The organism is Urechidicola vernalis (assembly GCF_031846385.1).
GTDB classification, from domain to species: domain Bacteria; phylum Bacteroidota; class Bacteroidia; order Flavobacteriales; family Flavobacteriaceae; genus Urechidicola; species Urechidicola vernalis.
Genome location: NZ_JAVRHV010000004.1, coordinates 232,766 through 248,539 on the forward strand (window position 1 = coordinate 232,766; position 15,774 = coordinate 248,539).

20 protein-coding genes are annotated in these 15,774 nt (G+C 32.8%); 13 read left to right on the forward strand and 7 right to left on the reverse strand.

Annotated elements, in window-relative coordinates:
* The first annotated feature begins 126 nt into the window (after positions 1–126).
* From RM519_RS09680 to RM519_RS09690, 3 genes are read left to right on the forward strand one after another with little or no spacing between them, the layout of a single operon-like run.
* Complete coding sequence (locus RM519_RS09680) at positions 127–690, forward strand: 30S ribosomal protein S16 (protein WP_311593538.1); 564 nt, start codon at positions 127–129, stop codon at positions 688–690.
* 18 nt (positions 691–708) lie between these two features.
* On the forward strand, positions 709–1,236 hold the full coding sequence (gene rimM, locus RM519_RS09685) for a ribosome maturation factor RimM (RefSeq protein ID WP_311593539.1): 528 nt from the start codon (positions 709–711) through the stop codon (positions 1,234–1,236).
* Positions 1,237–1,956 carry a tRNA1(Val) (adenine(37)-N6)-methyltransferase gene (locus RM519_RS09690; protein ID WP_311593541.1) on the forward strand — a complete coding sequence of 240 codons (720 nt, stop codon included), beginning with the start codon at positions 1,237–1,239 and terminating at the stop codon, positions 1,954–1,956.
* Here RM519_RS09690 and RM519_RS09695 read toward each other — a convergent pair.
* The 3 genes from RM519_RS09695 to RM519_RS09705 are packed head-to-tail and all read right to left on the reverse strand — an operon-like array spanning position 1,945 to position 4,284.
* Positions 1,945–2,637, reverse strand: coding sequence for a phosphoadenylyl-sulfate reductase (locus tag RM519_RS09695; RefSeq protein ID WP_311593542.1), 693 nt, complete (start codon positions 2,635–2,637; stop codon positions 1,945–1,947). The two genes, RM519_RS09690 and RM519_RS09695, sit on opposite strands and share 12 nt — an antisense overlap.
* Before the next feature lie 49 nt (positions 2,638–2,686).
* Positions 2,687–4,054: a saccharopine dehydrogenase family protein gene (locus tag RM519_RS09700; RefSeq protein WP_311593544.1), complete on the reverse strand. Its 1,368-nt coding sequence runs from the start codon at positions 4,052–4,054 to the stop codon at positions 2,687–2,689.
* On the reverse strand, positions 4,054–4,284 hold the full coding sequence (locus RM519_RS09705) for a DUF2007 domain-containing protein (protein ID WP_311593546.1): 231 nt from the start codon (positions 4,282–4,284) through the stop codon (positions 4,054–4,056). The genes RM519_RS09700 and RM519_RS09705 overlap by 1 nt, the downstream gene beginning before the upstream one ends.
* Before the next feature lie 23 nt (positions 4,285–4,307).
* Between RM519_RS09705 and RM519_RS09710 the strand changes: the two genes are divergently transcribed.
* Together RM519_RS09710 and pckA are read left to right on the forward strand one after the other, a co-directional pair.
* The gene (locus tag RM519_RS09710) at positions 4,308–4,682 is read left to right on the forward strand and encodes a DUF423 domain-containing protein (protein WP_311593548.1); all 375 of its coding nucleotides are present in this window, start codon (positions 4,308–4,310) and stop codon (positions 4,680–4,682) included.
* A gap of 106 nt (positions 4,683–4,788) precedes the next feature.
* Positions 4,789–6,408, forward strand: a complete 1,620-nt coding sequence (pckA, locus tag RM519_RS09715) for a phosphoenolpyruvate carboxykinase (ATP) (protein WP_311593550.1) — start codon at positions 4,789–4,791, stop codon at positions 6,406–6,408.
* Between the two features lie 54 nt (positions 6,409–6,462).
* Here the strand turns inward: pckA and RM519_RS09720 are convergent, their stop codons facing one another.
* Positions 6,463–6,873, reverse strand: coding sequence for a DUF6146 family protein (locus RM519_RS09720; RefSeq protein ID WP_311593553.1), 411 nt, complete (start codon positions 6,871–6,873; stop codon positions 6,463–6,465).
* Between the two features lie 73 nt (positions 6,874–6,946).
* Between RM519_RS09720 and RM519_RS09725 the strand changes: the two genes are divergently transcribed.
* From RM519_RS09725 to RM519_RS09750, 5 genes are all read left to right on the forward strand, one after another.
* On the forward strand, positions 6,947–7,510 hold the full coding sequence (locus RM519_RS09725) for a DNA-3-methyladenine glycosylase I (protein ID WP_311593554.1): 564 nt from the start codon (positions 6,947–6,949) through the stop codon (positions 7,508–7,510).
* 307 nt (positions 7,511–7,817) lie between these two features.
* Positions 7,818–8,204, forward strand: a complete 387-nt coding sequence (locus tag RM519_RS09735; protein WP_311593557.1) for a pyrophosphohydrolase domain-containing protein — start codon at positions 7,818–7,820, stop codon at positions 8,202–8,204.
* A gap of 6 nt (positions 8,205–8,210) precedes the next feature.
* The gene (locus RM519_RS09740) at positions 8,211–8,921 is read left to right on the forward strand and encodes a hypothetical protein (protein WP_311593558.1); all 711 of its coding nucleotides are present in this window, start codon (positions 8,211–8,213) and stop codon (positions 8,919–8,921) included.
* A 12-nt stretch (positions 8,922–8,933) separates the two neighbouring features.
* On the forward strand, positions 8,934–9,695 hold the full coding sequence (locus RM519_RS09745) for a head GIN domain-containing protein (protein WP_311593560.1): 762 nt from the start codon (positions 8,934–8,936) through the stop codon (positions 9,693–9,695).
* A 73-nt stretch (positions 9,696–9,768) separates the two neighbouring features.
* Entirely contained in the window at positions 9,769–10,632 is an 864-nt protein-coding gene (locus RM519_RS09750) for an RluA family pseudouridine synthase (RefSeq protein WP_311593561.1), read from the forward strand.
* 67 nt (positions 10,633–10,699) lie between these two features.
* Here the strand turns inward: RM519_RS09750 and RM519_RS09755 are convergent, their stop codons facing one another.
* Positions 10,700–11,767, reverse strand: a complete 1,068-nt coding sequence (locus RM519_RS09755) for a branched-chain amino acid aminotransferase (RefSeq protein WP_311593562.1) — start codon at positions 11,765–11,767, stop codon at positions 10,700–10,702.
* Positions 11,768–11,982: 215 nt separating this feature from the next.
* Here RM519_RS09755 and RM519_RS09760 point away from each other — a divergent pair, with 215 nt between their 5' ends.
* From RM519_RS09760 to mnmC2, 3 genes are read left to right on the forward strand one after another with little or no spacing between them, the layout of a single operon-like run.
* Complete coding sequence (locus tag RM519_RS09760; RefSeq protein ID WP_311593564.1) at positions 11,983–12,453, forward strand: DUF4920 domain-containing protein; 471 nt, start codon at positions 11,983–11,985, stop codon at positions 12,451–12,453.
* 4 nt (positions 12,454–12,457) lie between these two features.
* Complete coding sequence (locus tag RM519_RS09765; RefSeq protein ID WP_311593566.1) at positions 12,458–12,886, forward strand: hypothetical protein; 429 nt, start codon at positions 12,458–12,460, stop codon at positions 12,884–12,886.
* Positions 12,879–13,565, forward strand: a complete 687-nt coding sequence (gene mnmC2 / locus RM519_RS09770) for a tRNA (5-methylaminomethyl-2-thiouridine)(34)-methyltransferase MnmC2 (RefSeq protein ID WP_311593568.1) — start codon at positions 12,879–12,881, stop codon at positions 13,563–13,565. Before RM519_RS09765 ends, mnmC2 begins: the two co-directional genes overlap by 8 nt.
* A 162-nt stretch (positions 13,566–13,727) precedes the next feature.
* On the opposite strand, the gene RM519_RS09775 is transcribed toward mnmC2, so the two are convergent.
* Entirely contained in the window at positions 13,728–14,471 is a 744-nt protein-coding gene (locus RM519_RS09775; RefSeq protein ID WP_311593570.1) for a Bax inhibitor-1/YccA family protein, read from the reverse strand.
* A 157-nt stretch (positions 14,472–14,628) separates the two neighbouring features.
* The gene (locus RM519_RS09780; RefSeq protein ID WP_311593572.1) at positions 14,629–15,762 is read right to left on the reverse strand and encodes a glycosyltransferase family 2 protein; all 1,134 of its coding nucleotides are present in this window, start codon (positions 15,760–15,762) and stop codon (positions 14,629–14,631) included.
* Positions 15,763–15,774: the final 12 nt, after the last annotated feature.

Sequence of the window (15,774 nt, forward strand, 5' to 3'; positions counted from 1 at the left end):
TTTTTAATTTCTATTGAAAAATTGAATTTTTAACGAATTAAATTTTGTACATTTGCAGCCTTAATTCCCAAAATAAATTTGGGACCAATTAATAACCAAGGTCGCGTACCTTAAAATTTTAAAAAAATGTCAGTAAAAATTAGATTACAAAGACACGGTAAAAAAGGAAAACCATTTTATTGGATCGTAGCAGCAGATGCTCGTGCAAAAAGAGATGGTAAATTCTTAGAAAAATTAGGAACTTATAACCCTAATACAAACCCTGCAACAGTTGACTTAGATGTTGATGGTTCAGTAAAGTGGTTACAAAATGGAGCACAACCTACAGACACTGCGAGAGCATTATTGTCTTACAAAGGAGCTTTATTAAAGCATCACTTAATGGGAGGAGTTAATAAAGGAGCATTTTCTGAAGAAGAGGCTGAAAAGAAATTCCAAGCATGGTTAGATGAAAAAGCAGGTTTAGTTACGGCAAAGGTTGATGGTTTAGCAAAAGCACAAGCAGATGCAAAAGCAGCAGCATTAGCAGCAGAAAAAGAAGTAAACGAGGCTCGTAAGAACGCAGTAGCGGAAGCAGAAGCAGCGGCTAAGGCTGAGGCAGAAGCGGCAGCAGCAGAAGCAGCAGGTGAAGAAAGTGCTGAGGCTCCGGCTGAAGGTGCTGAGGAAGCAACTGAAGAAACTGCAGAGTAATTTATTTTTCTAACCACCATGAAAAAAGACGATTGTTTTTATCTTGGTAAAATTGTTAGAAAACACAGTTTTAAGGGTGAAGTAGTTATCAAATTAGATACAGACGAACCCGAACTATACGAAAATTTGGAATCAGTATTTGTGCAACATGGCTCAAATCTGATTCCTTTTTTTATGGAGAAAACCTTACTCCAAAAAGGAAATCAATTACGTGTAAAATTTGAAGGAGTAGATTCTGAAGCGGATGCAGACGGAATTATGAAATCTGGAATATATCTGCCTTTAAATATGCTTCCCAAACTTGAGGGGAATAAATTTTATTTTCATGAAGTTATCGGATTTTCTTTAGAAGATGTAAATCACGGTATTGTTGGAGAAATTTCTGCAATAAACGATACCACAGCACAACCACTTTTTGAAGTTGATAGAGATGGAGTAGAGTTGTTAATTCCGATGATTGATCATTTTATAAAAAAAATTGATCGAGAAAATAAGACAATCCTCGTTGAGACTCCTGATGGGTTGATTGATCTTTATCTAGAATAAATGTCTTCAGAATTTAGATTCAAACAATTTACCATTCGTCAAGAACACACTGCAATGAAAGTGGGTACAGATGGTGTGTTATTAGGTGCTTGGGCCCAACCAAAAGAAGCCTTTTCTATTTTAGATATTGGGACAGGAACCGGTTTAATTGCTTTACAATTAGCGCAAAAAACGTACGCCGAAGTTGTTGATGCGCTAGAAATTGAAGGTTCTGCATATGAGCAGGCCGTTGAAAATTTTGAGCAATCCGACTGGGGAGATCGTTTGTTTTGTTATCACGCTTCATTCAATGAGTTTGTTTCAGAAATGGAAGGTGAAGAGTATGATTTTATTATTTCTAATCCTCCGTTTTATACATCAACAGTAAAAGAAGATACTGTGGAATCTGCACGAGTTAAGGCACGTCATGTAGAGAGTCTATCGTATGAAGAACTGATAGAAGGCACGACTAAATTACTTTCAGAAAAAGGAGAATGTGCCTTTATAATTCCGTTTAAAGAAGAAGTGTCGTTTTTAGAAATTGCGTCGAATTATAATTTATTTCCAAACAGAATTACTAGAGTTAAAGGAACAGAAAAGGCTGAAATTAAGAGAAGTTTATTACAGTTATCTTTTCAGGAAGTAAAGCGAGAACTTTCGGAATTGGTTATTGAAATTGAGAGACATGTTTATACTAAAGAATATATAGACTTAGTTGAAGATTTCTATTTAAAGATGTAATCCACATTCTGTTTTTGGAGAGTTATTCCATCTCCCAGACCTTCCATCACCTGGAACCGTACAATGTTTACAACCTACAGAACTATAACCTTTTGAAGCCAAAGGATGGAATGGCAATTCATGTGCTTTTATATATTGTTCTCGTTTTTCTTTAGTGACATCGAGCAACGGGTAAAATTTTAAAATACCATTTCTTAATTCAAATATATCGAGTGTTGCTCGATGGTCACTTTGCCATTCCATTAATCCTGAGACCCATACGTTAAAACGTTCATTTATTTGTTGCAATGGTCTTACTTTATTGACATCGCAACAAAATTCGGGCATGGTTTTCCAAGTTTCATTTCTAGTTGTAAAGTCATTATCTATTGGGTTGCCACTTATTGATTCTACTTTTAAGCCGTATAACTCTGTAAGTTGTTTTTTATAAGTTAAAGTTTCTTCGAAATGATAAGTTGTATCAATAAAATAAATGATTTGGTTATTATTTACTTTCGAAAATTCATGTAAAAGAAACGCTGAACTTGTAGCAAATGAACTTGTAAGCATTACTTCATTTACATCAAAATCTTTGTACAATTGTTCGATACGCTCTGTAACCGAGAGGGCTCTATACTTTTGGTTTAATTCTGATATATACTTTTCTGTAAAAGTTCTTTTCTCGACTGTAATTGTGCTCATCAAAAGGTTGATTATAATAACCTACCAAATATATAGAGTTTATATGATACTAACTAATATTTTCAGAATTATATCCTAAAAAAGGGACTTTCCTTTCTTTAAAAACAACTCCGTAGTCTTTTAATTCAGATAGGATTGGAGCGTAAACCTCTTTATCAATTGGAATAATAACACCTTTTTTAGTGATTTCATTATTCAATATTTTTAAACATGCAATTGCAACAGGTAGCCCTACTGTTTTGGCCATGGCTGTATATGTTTGGTCATCTCCCATTACCACTAATTGAGAGTCAATTTGTTCTTTTTTGCCATTTAGTTCGTATCCAAATTTATGATACATTACTATCATATCTTTATCATCTGGTTTCAAGGTCCAGCTATCCATTAAAATCTTTTGGAGCATTTGGGCTGGTGTAGCATTTTTAATGCCAATTAGTTTTGAACTGTTGAAAATGTCTAATTCTTCTAACTTACTCCAAAGAATGTCGTCTTGGTCAATCTTCAAATAATGACGTAACTTCAACTCAATAGAATCCGTTGGATGATATGCTAAAAATGAATTGATAAATTCACGATTGGTCATATTTTCAGATCCTTCTAACTCATAACTATCATCGGTCATTCCTAGTTGCACAAAAATATTCCATGCTCTCGAGAATCCAACACGTCTAATAGTTCCTCTATACAAAGTAGGGATTGCATCTAAGCCATAGACACTTCTATATTTTAACGAATCTCGGTTGGCATAAGCTTCAAACTTTCCATAACCGTCAATATTTAGAAACTCTGTACGTCTGAATAATTTTTGATATGGAATGTATTTGTATTTTCCTTCTTGAATAAATTTAGCGGCTCCTCCTTGTCCAGAAACTACAACATTTCTTGGATTCCAAGTGAATTTATAATTCCATAAATTATCATCGCAATCGGGAGATACCAATCCGCCTGTAAACGACTCAAAAAGTAACAGTTTACCACCTCTATCTCTAATGGAATCTAGAACCTCCATTGCGCTCATATGATCTATTCCTGGGTCTACCCCAATTTCATTCATAAAGGTTAAACCGTTTTCAACTACATTGTCGTGTAATGCTTTCATCTCAGGAGAAACATAAGAGGCAGTAACTAAACTTTTCTTAAAAGAAATACAATCTTTTGCAACTTCGATATGAAATCTCGCCGGCAGCATAGAAATCACAATGGCAGCATTTTTTATGGCTGCTCTTCTTTGATCAACTTCAAAAATGTCTAATTGTAAAGCACTAGCATTTGGATGGTTGTTTAGTTTACCCTCAGCAGATGCTAAATCAAGATCACCTAATATAATATGTAAGTTTTCATCTTCAGATTTGTCAAGTAAATATTTTATAAGTGAAGATGATGATCTTCCTGCTCCGATTATTAAGATGTTTCTCATTAAAGAATTGATTTTAGAATTGATTTGGCCTTGATGGCATCAAATGATCGTATTTGAAGTCGATAATCCGTAACAAAACCGATGGTTGTTAAATGCTCATCTGGAATAAAACTTTCTATACCTTCACTTTTTAATTTTTCCCTTGCAATTTGAACTTCATGTAAAAAAGGTGAATCGAAAATTGTTACAATTTTATTTGAGGATGAAGCATCTTGTTGGTTTGAAATCATATTTTTGTTTTAAACTTTTAATAATGAAAAATAGAAATTTAATAGTTACTTCAATTCTTGGCATGCTCACAGTTGTATTTGGTGCATTTGGAGTTCATTCTTTAAAAGAAATTTTAAGCCATGAAGCCCTAAATAGTTTTGAAACAGCAGTTCGTTACCAAATGTATCATGTAATTGTTTTATTACTAGTAAATATGTATGGTAATTTTAGTGCAAAAACTAAAAACAATATCAGTTTACTTTTCTTCATAGGAATTCTATTTTTCTCTGGCTCCATTTATGCTATTTCAATGGCAAACATACCTGCTAAATCAATTTGGTTTATTACTCCGCTTGGAGGATTGATTCTAATATTAGGCTGGATAAAATTATCGATTTCATTTTTCAAAGACAAGTAAAATATTGGTATTGTAAAATAATGTTTAAAAAATGCCGATTTAGCAATTTTAATTAAAAAACTTAACTTAGTTTTGCCTCATTAACAACGTTTAATCAAAAAAACTAATGGTAACTAACGACATAATTTCGAAATCGATTTCGTTAACCGACTATGGTATTGAAAATGCTACAATTAAGTACAATCTTTCAGCCGATGAATTACATCAAATTTGTATCGACAAAGGACTTGGTAAAGAGGCTTCTTCTGGCGCTTTAGCAGTTAATACAGGAGAGTTCACAGGGCGCTCACCTAAAGACAGATTTATTGTTAAAGATGAATTGACAAAAGACAAAGTTTGGTGGGGAGATATCAACCTTCCTTTTGAAGAAGATACTTTTGATAAATTGTATCAAAAAATTACAAAGCACTTGTCAGGAAAAGAATTGTATGTACGTGAAGCATATGCATGTGCTGACGACAGGTACAGAATGAATTTACGTGTAATTACAGAATTGCCTTGGGTAAATTTATTTGCGTATAATATGTTTTTGCGTCCAACTTCTAAAGATTTGGAATCTTTTACTCCAGAATGGACAGTAATGCAAGCGCCTAGTTTTATGGCGGTCGCTGCCGAAGACGGAACACGTCAGCATAATTTTGCGGTATTAAGTTTTAAACGTAAAACCATTTTAATTGGTGGTACCGGTTATACAGGTGAGGTGAAAAAAGGAATTTTTTCAGCCTTGAATTTTATTTTACCAGTGGAAAAGAACACCATGCCAATGCACTGTTCTGCTAATGTTGGTAAAAATGGAGAAACTGCAATTTTCTTTGGATTGTCAGGGACGGGAAAAACAACCTTGTCGGCAGATCCAAATAGAAAATTAATTGGTGATGATGAACACGGTTGGACTGCGGATAACTCTGTTTTCAATTTTGAAGGTGGATGCTATGCTAAAGCCATCGATTTAAAAGAAGAGAATGAGCCTGAAATTTTTGGGGCTATTAAAAAAGGAGCCTTGTTAGAAAATATTGTTTTTAAAGAAGGTACGAATGAAGTTGATTACGCGGATGTTTCAAAAACTCAAAATACCCGTGTTAGTTATCCAATTCACCATATAGAAAATATACGAGTGCCATCGGTAGCAGGTAACCCAAAGAATATTTTCTTTTTAACCTGTGATGCATTTGGGGTATTACCTCCAATTTCTAAGTTATTGCCAAATCAAGCGGCATATCATTTCATTTCTGGGTACACGGCGAAAGTAGCAGGTACTGAGGCAGGAATAAATGAGCCAACACCGTCGTTTTCGGCATGTTTTGGAGCACCATTTATGCCATTACATCCTGCAAAATATGCTGAGATGTTAAGTGCTAAAATGAAAGAATCTGGTGTAAATGTTTGGCTGGTTAACACTGGTTGGATTGGTGGACCTTACGGAATTGGAAAACGTATCAGTTTAAAATATACACGTGCCATGATTAACGCAGCCTTAAATGGTGATTTAGGCGCGTATTGTTATGAAGATTACCATGTACATTCTGTATTTGGATTGGCTCAGCCAAGAACTTGTCCTGGAGTACCAGATGCTGTTTTAAGCCCTAGAGCAACTTGGAATGACGATGAGGCCTATTATAAAATGGCTTTTAAATTATCAAATGCATTTAGAGAAAACTTCAACGAATTTGAAATGGAATCGGATGAAGAAATTCGTAGAGGAGGTCCAGTTAGATTTACTAATTAATAAGGATTAACTAATAAATATTTAAAACCACCAATTGAGAGATTGGTGGTTTTTTTATCGCGTAGATCTAAATCGAATCCCGTATTTATACTCACAAAATTTGAAATAATTATAGAGTTTGTAGTTTACATCTAGTCCATAATCAATACTCTGTTGGTAGTCAATTCTGGTTTCATAGAAACCCCCATATCTAGTAGGGTTATCATGTCTTATATTCCATTCTGTAACATAAAAAATATTCTTAATTTCATAATATTCTTGAGAATAAAAATTAGCAGGTCTAGCAATTGAGTTTAGATAGGTATTAAAACCAAGATCTAAAATAATAATCTCATATTCTAAACTGTCGTTTGATATTACCACGGCTTCTTCCTCAGATAATTGTCTTTTTGAAGTTGTATTTTTAGAATTTCCGCAACTATAAGCAATAACAGATATAAGTAATATGTAAAATAATTGTTTCATTTACTTCAAATTTAGAAATAAGCCTTTTATAAAGTGTCGTAGTTTCTGTTAAATTTGTACAAAACAAAATTTTATGGAAAGAATAAGGTGTAAGTGGGCAGGAACAGATCCGTTGTATGTAGCCTATCATGATACAGAATGGGGAGTGCCGATATATGACGACGCTAGTTTGTTCGAATTTTTAATTCTTGAAACGATGCAGGCTGGTTTAAGTTGGATTACTGTGCTTAAAAAACGTGAAAACTTTAGAAAAGCCTTTGATAATTTTGATTATAGAAAAATCGCAAAATATGATAACAAAAAGTATGAGTCATTGCTACTTGATGCAGGTATAATCAGAAACAAATTAAAGCTTAAAGCGACCATTTCCAATGCAATAGCTTTTATGAATGTACAAAAAGAATTTGGGTCCTTTTCTACATATATTTGGGGGTTTGTAGATGGAAAGCCAATCAAGAATAAGTGGGATTCAAATAATCAAGTTCCGGCAAATACGGAACTTTCAGATAAAATATCAAAAGATTTAAAAAAGCGAGGTTTTAAATTTGTTGGAACTACTGTAATATACGCTCATATGCAGGCTACAGGTATGGTGAATGACCATACTACAGAATGTTTTCGATATAATGAGGTTTAAAATCTATTTGTCATTCTGAGCATAACTTAATGTAGCAAAGAATCTCAAATCTTAAACCGAACTTTTAACTTCCTTTTAATGCATCGAAAAGGTAATAAGAGTAAATACAGCAATAACAGCAAAAATTGCAATTAGGACCAGATAACTGTTTTTATAATATTTTTTATGCAGTTTTAAATCTTTTCTATAAGTCCATATCATAACTGCTGTAAAAGCGATTACAAAAAAAATGGCGAAGATTTTCTGGCCAGGAGTAAACATATTCTGTTATATTTATAAACACAAAATTACATAAAATTTAAAGAGGATGAAGCAAAAAATAGGAGCTGTTCAACAATTTCATGAAGCGTTTAAGTTGGGAATTAAACAAGAGCCAACAGCCAATTTAGGAGAGGCGAAAAACAAGTTAAGATTTAATTTGATGGCGGAGGAGAATGAAGAGTATTTTGAAGCTGCTCAAAATAATGACTTGGTTGAAGTGGCAGATGCATTAGGTGATATGTTGTATATACTATGTGGAACTATATTAGAGCACGGAATGCAGTATAAAATAGAAGAAGTATTTAATGAAATTCAACGTAGTAATATGAGTAAATTAGGCGCAGATGGCAAACCAATTTATAGAGAAGATGGAAAGGTGTTAAAAGGACCATCTTATTTTAAACCGAACATTAAAGAGATATTGGATAAATAAAATTTTATGAGAAAGACAATTGCTATGGTTTTGTTTTCTTGTGCTATAAATACTATCGCTCAAGATTTAACGGTAATGAAGAAAAGTTGGGAATACAAGGTTGTTGAAAAATCTGATAATTCAAAGGTGTATGATAGAAATACTGGAGAGCATATTAAAGAGTCAGAGGTCAAAAAAATTTTTAAAAAGTATAAGAAAATATATTTAGAAAAGATAATAGATGAGAATGGTGATGTCGAGAAAAAGTTAATAGATAGTTCTGATCCAACTAAAATATATAAATGGGATATTTCCAAAAGATCCGAAAGTGGTGAGAAGTTCCCAAATTTGAATTTTCAATCTATAAATGGTGAAAATTTTAGGTTAAAGGATTTAAAGGGCAATTTAATTATTCTTAGGTTTGAGTTATTCTCGGATAATTTTAGATTTAAGAAATATGAAATCGAAGAATTAGATGCAAGGATTAATTCTTTAAATGAAAATTCAAATAAAGTCAAATCTTTTATATTTTTTATTACACCACCTGATGAAATTAGAAAGGGTTTTGATTTGGAAGGTTCGAACTTTGTTCCTGTTGCCAATAGTGGAAATATAAACTTACGATATATTATAAAGGAATTTCCGACGAATATAGTTGTTGACAGAGAAGGAAACTTAATTGGGTATTATTCAGATATTTATGAATTTAATATTGAAGAGTTATTAAGTGATAATTAAAAAAATAAAACTATGAAAACAATGAAGTTAATTAAAGCACATTTACTTGTAGTCGCAGTCGTGCTATTTGGGGTGCAAAAAGGGTATAGTCAATCGGAAACAATTAAAGTACAATCCTTTAATAAGGTAATTATAAGTCCGCACGTTCAGGTTAGATTTGAAAAGGGAATTGAAGAATCGGTAACTATTTTATCAAATTCAGAAGGAAAGGACAAATTGAATATAGAAGTAAATGGAAAGGTCCTGAGGATATTTCTTGATGATGCTAAAATGACTACAAAATCTGAAAAAGTAGATTATGAAGGATGGAAGCAGAAAGTGCCAATATACGATGGTACAGTAGTTACAGCAGTTGTAACTTTTAAGGATATTGAAGAATTGTCTTTAAGAGGAGAGGAAGACTATGATGTTATTGGTTTGTTAAAACAAGACAAGTTTGTGCTGTCTATTTACGGTGATTCTGAGGTTGAATTTGAGGAGGTCGATTTTATGAGGTTGAAAACAACAATTTATGGCGAAAGTGAATTGAAATTAAAAAAAGGTACTATTGAAGATCAAAAATATACGGTATATGGAGAAGGAGAGGTAAATGCTAAGAATATTTCTAATAAGACCACAAAAGTTATTGCTTATGGAGAAGGTGAATTTAAACTAAATGTAACGGAGCGCCTAAAAGTAACGGCCTATGGAGAAGCTGAGATAGAATACTCTGGAAATCCAACGCTAAAAAAGGGGATCGTTATAGGTGAAGCGACAATTGAGTCTAGAGATTAGATTAAACCCGTTATGAAATAAAATAATCAATTATAATAGTGTTTTACGAAGGTGAAACTGTAATTAATTTACAATGAATAAAACACGAACTCATATTGTACTTGAACTATCATCTCCTATGCGTCTTCAAGAATATGGAGTTGGTATTTTTGACGAAATTGGGACAAAATCTGCATTGAAGAAAATATTAAAAAAACAATACATTAAGGTAAATGATATTGTTGCAACTTCTGCTACTTTTATTCAAGAAGGAGATCGGATATCTTTGGAAATTTCAAATGAAGTAAAATTCAAAAGAAAACTAATTTTTCCACTTAAAGTATTGTTCGAAGATGATTATTTGGCTGTAATTCATAAGCCAGCCGGAATTTTAGTTAGTGGTAATTCATTTAAAACAATTACCAATGCGCTTGTTCAAAATTTAGAAGAAAGTAAATTGTCTGATGAAATTACGCCACAACCTGTTCATCGATTAGATTACGCCACAACGGGTCTTCTGTTGATCGGTAAAACAAGTAGTAGTATTCGTAGATTAAATAAGTTATTTGAAAATAAGGAAGTAGCTAAAACCTATTACGCAGTTACAATTGGTGAGATGGACACTAAAGGAATCATTAATTCAGAAATTGATGGTAAAAAAGCTTGTTCAAATTTTATTCTTCAAAAAACAGTTCCATCTAAAAGGTTTGGAAAATTAAATTTAGTAAAGTTAGAACCTAAGACAGGGAGAAGGCATCAACTCAGAAAACATTTATCAGGTATTGGTACTCCTATTTTAGGTGATAAGGACTATGGAATTAAAGATTTAATTCTAAATGGAAAAGGAATGTATTTACACGCTTTCTCATTAAAGTTTATGCATCCTTTTACAAAGGAAGCGATGCATGTCGTCGATGATTTTCCATATCGATTTAAAAAAATATTTAATCACTTATAGTACTAAGAATAAATTCAATAAAAAATCCTGCCTATGGCAGGATTTTTTAATTGTATGTTAAATGAATTTACTTCACTTCAAACCTCCATCCATAAGGATCTTCTGATTTATTCGTTTGGATGTCTGTAATTGTCTTTTTTAATTGCGCCGCATAAGGGTTTTCCAATTCCGGTAAATCAAAATCTTCATTTTTATAACCAAATCCTGCAATTGGAGAAATTACTGCTGCAGTTCCTGCACCGAACATTTCTTTTAAATCGCCACTTTTCGCCGCTGCAACAACTTCCGCTACCGTAACTTTGCGTTCTTTCACTTCAATACCTGCATCTTTAGCAATTTGGATAATACTCTTACGGGTAATTCCGTCTAAAATTCTGTCACTTGTTGGGCTTGTTAGCAAAGTGTCACCAATTCTTACAAAGATGTTCATGGCTCCAGCTTCTTCAATATACTCATGTGTATTGTCATCTGTCCATATAACTTGGTTGTAGCCTCTGTCTATAGCAAGTTGAGTTGGGTAAAATTGAGCAGCATAATTACCACCCGCTTTTGCATATCCGACACCGCCGTTTGCCGCACGCGCATATTTTTCTTCGATGAGTACTTTTACTTTTCCTGAGAAGTAAGCACCTGAAGGTGCTGTACAAATAACAAATTTATATTCATCAGCCGGTGATGCGTGGAATCCATTTCCTGATGCAAACATAAAAGGCCTGATATATAAGGAACTACCTTCATTAGTTGGAATCCAATCGCCATCAACGTCTAATAGCTTTGTCAATCCATCCATAAAAATAGCTTCAGGGATTTCAGGAATAACCATTCGCTCTGCGGATTTGTTTAATCTAATCCAGTTGTCTTTTGGTCTAAAAAGTAGTGTTGACCCCTTTTCATCTTTATAGGCTTTCATTCCTTCAAAAATAGATTGACCATAGTGAAAAATCTTTGCTGCAGGATCTAGTTGAATTGGTGCATAAGGTTCTATGGTAGGTGCTTGCCATTCACCATTTTTAAAATTACATACCAACATGTGGTCAGAAAAAATACTGCCAAATGCCAAGTTGCTAAAATCTACTTGATCTATTTTCGATTTTTCAACTTTGTTCACTACAATGTTTTGTGTCGCTGTACTCATCATTCAATTTTTAAATTTTCACAAACCAATTCTGTCAAAATTCTATTTTTTTGACCTTAAATATGGGTTTGTATTGTCTTAAAACCCAATATGGCTTAGTGCTTGTTTAACAGTGTAAAGGTATAAAAATAGCGCTAGCAATAATTATTCTTGAATTATTTTTTAATTGACTATATCGAATGCTTAAATTTGTAACAATCTTTAAAAATAAATTGATGAAAAGAATAGGTATTCTTATTGTAATTGCAATTTTATTAGTGAATTGTAAAAAGGAAGAGGTAAAAGTGAATTATGCATCTTTTGGAGCAAAAATTTCAACTGAAAATGCCCTCTCAAAAGAAGAAATGATGAAGCAATTTTCTTCGTTAAAATCAGGCGATACAATTGATGTTAAATTTGCTTCTAAGGTGAATAAGGTCTGTAAGGCAAAAGGATGTTGGATGAAAATTGATTTAGGTGATGCTGAATCTACCGTAAAGTTTAAGGATTATGGGTTTTTTGTGCCAATGAATTCTGAAGAACGCAAAGTTATTGTTAATGGTAAGGCTTATGTTGCCGAAGTATCTGTTGCAGAATTAAAACATTTAGCACAAGATGCTGGGAAGAGTGAAGAAGAGATTGCTGAAATAACTGAGCCAAAACGTACATATTCATTTATGGCTGATGGCGTGTTAATGGAAGAATAATAAGATGCGGTTAAAACACTTTTTAATACTTATTGGAGCAATACTTATAATTTTTTCTTGTGCCAAAGAGAAAAAAAATCAAGAAAAGGAACCTCTTATGATGCGTGAGGCATCTGAATTGGCCATAATGATGGAGCAGATGTATGCGTTTAATGATTCTGTGAAGCGACAAATATTGAGAGGTGAAGAAATTTCAAAGTTGCCTTTTGAATTGCAAGAGATGCATACCTTAGAAATGACGGATCGGTTTAGTAGAGATGATAATTTTAACAAGTTTTCAGTCGTTTTTGAAAAGTATCAAAAGCAATTATATACAACTACATCTGATTCTTTAAGAACTGTTTATAACAATGTAATTCAGACATGTATTGCTTGTCATCAAACTTCATGTACAGGCCCGATTCCAAGAATCAAAAAATTATTGATTGACTAAATTAAAACGGGAAATTATAACGACTTCTGATGGCTCTACTACCATTCATATTCCTGAATGGGATGAACAATACCATTCGAAACACGGGGCAATTCAAGAAGCTTATCATGTATTTATAAAGCATGGATTGGATTTGTTTCAGAACCAAAATATTTCAATATTAGAAATAGGATTTGGTACAGGATTAAACACATTTATAACATATATAGAAAGTGAACAAAGAAATTTAGAAATTAAGTATGTCGGTGTAGAGGCGTATCCAATTGCATTGGAGGAGGTTTCAAAATTAAATTATGTTTCTGAGCTGCAGGCGAATGATTTGAAAAACGTATTTGATCAAATGCATCAAACAAAATGGGGTGTTAAAGATTATTTGAGAAAGGGATTTAGTTTGTTAAAGAGAAAACAGTTTTTTCAAGATATTGAAGATTCAAAAAGTTTTGATTTGATTTATTTTGATGCCTTTGGTGCAAGAGTTCAACCAGAACTATGGTCTGTAGAAATTTTTCAAAAAATGATAAATGCACTTAAAGTCGGTGGTGTTTTAGTAACTTACGCAGCAAAAGGAAGTGTTCGTAGGGCGATGTTAGAGGTTGGTTTTTCAGTAGAAAAGTTACCGGGACCTCCAGGAAAAAGAGAAATGTTACGAGCTATGAAAGTGTCGAGTGACATTCAATGAAGTTAAATGTTTCGAGCAATAAAAATGAAGTAAAATGGAAAATAGTAGATTTAAAAAAAGAAAAAAACCTAACAAGAAAAAGCTAGTAATACTTCTTATAATCTTATTAGGAATTTTGTTTTTCTGGTCAAACGCAGAAAGCGTTTTGAGTAGTTTTTTCGGTTAGTTAATAACCATTTTTTTCATTAATCGAATCGCTTCTACATATACCCAAACTAGGGTAACAAGTAAGCCCCATGTAGCTACCCATTCCATATAGCGTGGTACATGATTTTTCTTCCTTTCAATAAAGTCAAAATCTAATAATAATGTAAATGCCGCAACTCCGGCTGCCAATGCGTTAAAAGCAATTGCCAAATAGGAAGAACTATCTAAAATTGCAAAAGGGGTTTCAATATTAAAGAAATGTAGCGTCCAACTACAAGCATAAATGGTCATGATGATGGCAATCGAAACAAAGATGACACTTTTAAAACGTTGGGTAACTTTAACGATTCTGCTTTTATATAAGAATAGCATTAAAAAGAAAGTACTTATGGTTACTCCAATGGCCTGCATCGCAATACCGCTAAATTTACTTTCTGCATAAATTGTAACACCTCCAATAAATAAGCCTTGAGCCAATGCATAAAGAGGAACAAGAATAGGTGCTAACCTATGAATAAATGCTGTGAGGAGGCTAAAAAATAGTGCTGCTACTAATCCACCATACATTAAAATATTAATGTTGAAACCGAATTCTTGCATTTTCCATGTGAAAATGGCACTTGTTAATAATAAAAATATGCAGAACAGAGATTTTAGAATAATTCCGTTTACTGTCATTTTGTTAGATGTAGATGCGTAGCCTTTCCATACATCTTTACTGAACGCAGGGTTCGCTGTCTTGTAATTGTATAAAGCCATAGTTGTGGGGTTTGGGGGTTGACTTGGCTCAAATATATAAATAAATTGTTGATAACTAATAATAAATTACCATTTATTTATAAAATCATACCATTTATATGTAAAATCATACCATTTATTTTATATTAGGAAAATATAAGATGTTTCTATTAACCCCTTATTTACTTGAAAATGTTCGATTTTTCCAATTGTATTTACTTGAAAATATGGCGAATATGGCAATGCTAACTATAAAAATGGGATGCAATAATACTATTATTGGGTGCCACAGAATGGATTTTTCATTTTTACCAAGACTTAATGTGATCCATATTATGATAAAATCTACTATTATTTTTGAAATTACCAATGCGAAGTAAATCGGAGAGAAATTTTTCGAAAGAAATAAAAATAGTAGACAATATGCAAATATTAAATTTGATAAGAAGACAATAAAACTAACCAATTTTGAAAAAGGGTTAGAATAAGAAGTGGCTTTGGAGGCCCATCGGATTCGTTGTTGAATTAATTTAGAGATGGATTTTTCAGCTGAAGTATAAACCAAGGCATCGTAAGATTTTAAGTATGAAACCTTATTTGGGAAATGCTCATGAGTTTTCTCCAATAAGAAAACATCATCTCCGCTTGCTAAATGATTATTACCTACGAACCCATTTAATTGAAGAAATAGATCTTTTCGATAGCAAAGATTGGCACCACTGCACATAAATGGTTTTTTAATTCCGAATCCACCAATGGTAGACCCAATTAATGCACTTAGGTCCAATTGCTGAAAGTGATCTAAAAAAGATGCAGGTTTTGAAAACGCAACTGGGCCTGCCATGAAATAAGGTTCGTTCTTTAAAATGAATGCATTGTATGTTCGGAGCCAGAAAATTGGTACGATACAATCCGCATCAGTAGTTAAAATCCACTCAAATTTTGAATGTTGAATACCCGTTTCAATAGCATCTTTTTTAGGAGAACTAGATTTTCTGTTATTCTCAATTATCTTAATATTTAAATGTGAATGTTCTTTGATAAATGCATTTAAAATCAATCTAAACCCATCTCGAGAATTATCGTTTATAAGAAGAATTTCAAATTTTTCACTTGGATAGTTCAACTTTGAGATGCTTTTTAACAAACAGGCTAAATTATCGGCTTCATTTCTGAATGGAATAATTATAGAAAATGAGTTTGAAGCAATTTCTGAATGGTAGTTGAATTCCTTCACTTTAAAAAATCCAATAATTAGTACTCCTATTAATAGGGTGTACAAAGCAATAATTAGAATGGCAATTATGGTCATTTAAAGTATAAG

Coding starts and splice junctions, on each gene's coding strand:
- RM519_RS09680 (WP_311593538.1), top strand. CDS start 127: ATGTCAGTAAAAATTAGATTACAAAGACACGGTAAAAAAGGAAAACCA.
- rimM (WP_311593539.1), top strand. CDS start 709: ATGAAAAAAGACGATTGTTTTTATCTTGGTAAAATTGTTAGAAAACAC.
- RM519_RS09690 (WP_311593541.1), top strand. CDS start 1,237: ATGTCTTCAGAATTTAGATTCAAACAATTTACCATTCGTCAAGAACAC.
- RM519_RS09695 (WP_311593542.1), bottom strand. CDS start 2,637: ATGAGCACAATTACAGTCGAGAAAAGAACTTTTACAGAAAAGTATATA.
- RM519_RS09700 (WP_311593544.1), bottom strand. CDS start 4,054: ATGAGAAACATCTTAATAATCGGAGCAGGAAGATCATCATCTTCACTT.
- RM519_RS09705 (WP_311593546.1), bottom strand. CDS start 4,284: ATGATTTCAAACCAACAAGATGCTTCATCCTCAAATAAAATTGTAACA.
- RM519_RS09710 (WP_311593548.1), top strand. CDS start 4,308: ATGAAAAATAGAAATTTAATAGTTACTTCAATTCTTGGCATGCTCACA.
- pckA (WP_311593550.1), top strand. CDS start 4,789: ATGGTAACTAACGACATAATTTCGAAATCGATTTCGTTAACCGACTAT.
- RM519_RS09720 (WP_311593553.1), bottom strand. CDS start 6,873: ATGAAACAATTATTTTACATATTACTTATATCTGTTATTGCTTATAGT.
- RM519_RS09725 (WP_311593554.1), top strand. CDS start 6,947: ATGGAAAGAATAAGGTGTAAGTGGGCAGGAACAGATCCGTTGTATGTA.
- RM519_RS09735 (WP_311593557.1), top strand. CDS start 7,818: ATGAAGCAAAAAATAGGAGCTGTTCAACAATTTCATGAAGCGTTTAAG.
- RM519_RS09740 (WP_311593558.1), top strand. CDS start 8,211: ATGAGAAAGACAATTGCTATGGTTTTGTTTTCTTGTGCTATAAATACT.
- RM519_RS09745 (WP_311593560.1), top strand. CDS start 8,934: ATGAAAACAATGAAGTTAATTAAAGCACATTTACTTGTAGTCGCAGTC.
- RM519_RS09750 (WP_311593561.1), top strand. CDS start 9,769: ATGAATAAAACACGAACTCATATTGTACTTGAACTATCATCTCCTATG.
- RM519_RS09755 (WP_311593562.1), bottom strand. CDS start 11,767: ATGAGTACAGCGACACAAAACATTGTAGTGAACAAAGTTGAAAAATCG.
- RM519_RS09760 (WP_311593564.1), top strand. CDS start 11,983: ATGAAAAGAATAGGTATTCTTATTGTAATTGCAATTTTATTAGTGAAT.
- RM519_RS09765 (WP_311593566.1), top strand. CDS start 12,458: ATGCGGTTAAAACACTTTTTAATACTTATTGGAGCAATACTTATAATT.
- RM519_RS09775 (WP_311593570.1), bottom strand. CDS start 14,471: ATGGCTTTATACAATTACAAGACAGCGAACCCTGCGTTCAGTAAAGAT.
- RM519_RS09780 (WP_311593572.1), bottom strand. CDS start 15,762: ATGACCATAATTGCCATTCTAATTATTGCTTTGTACACCCTATTAATA.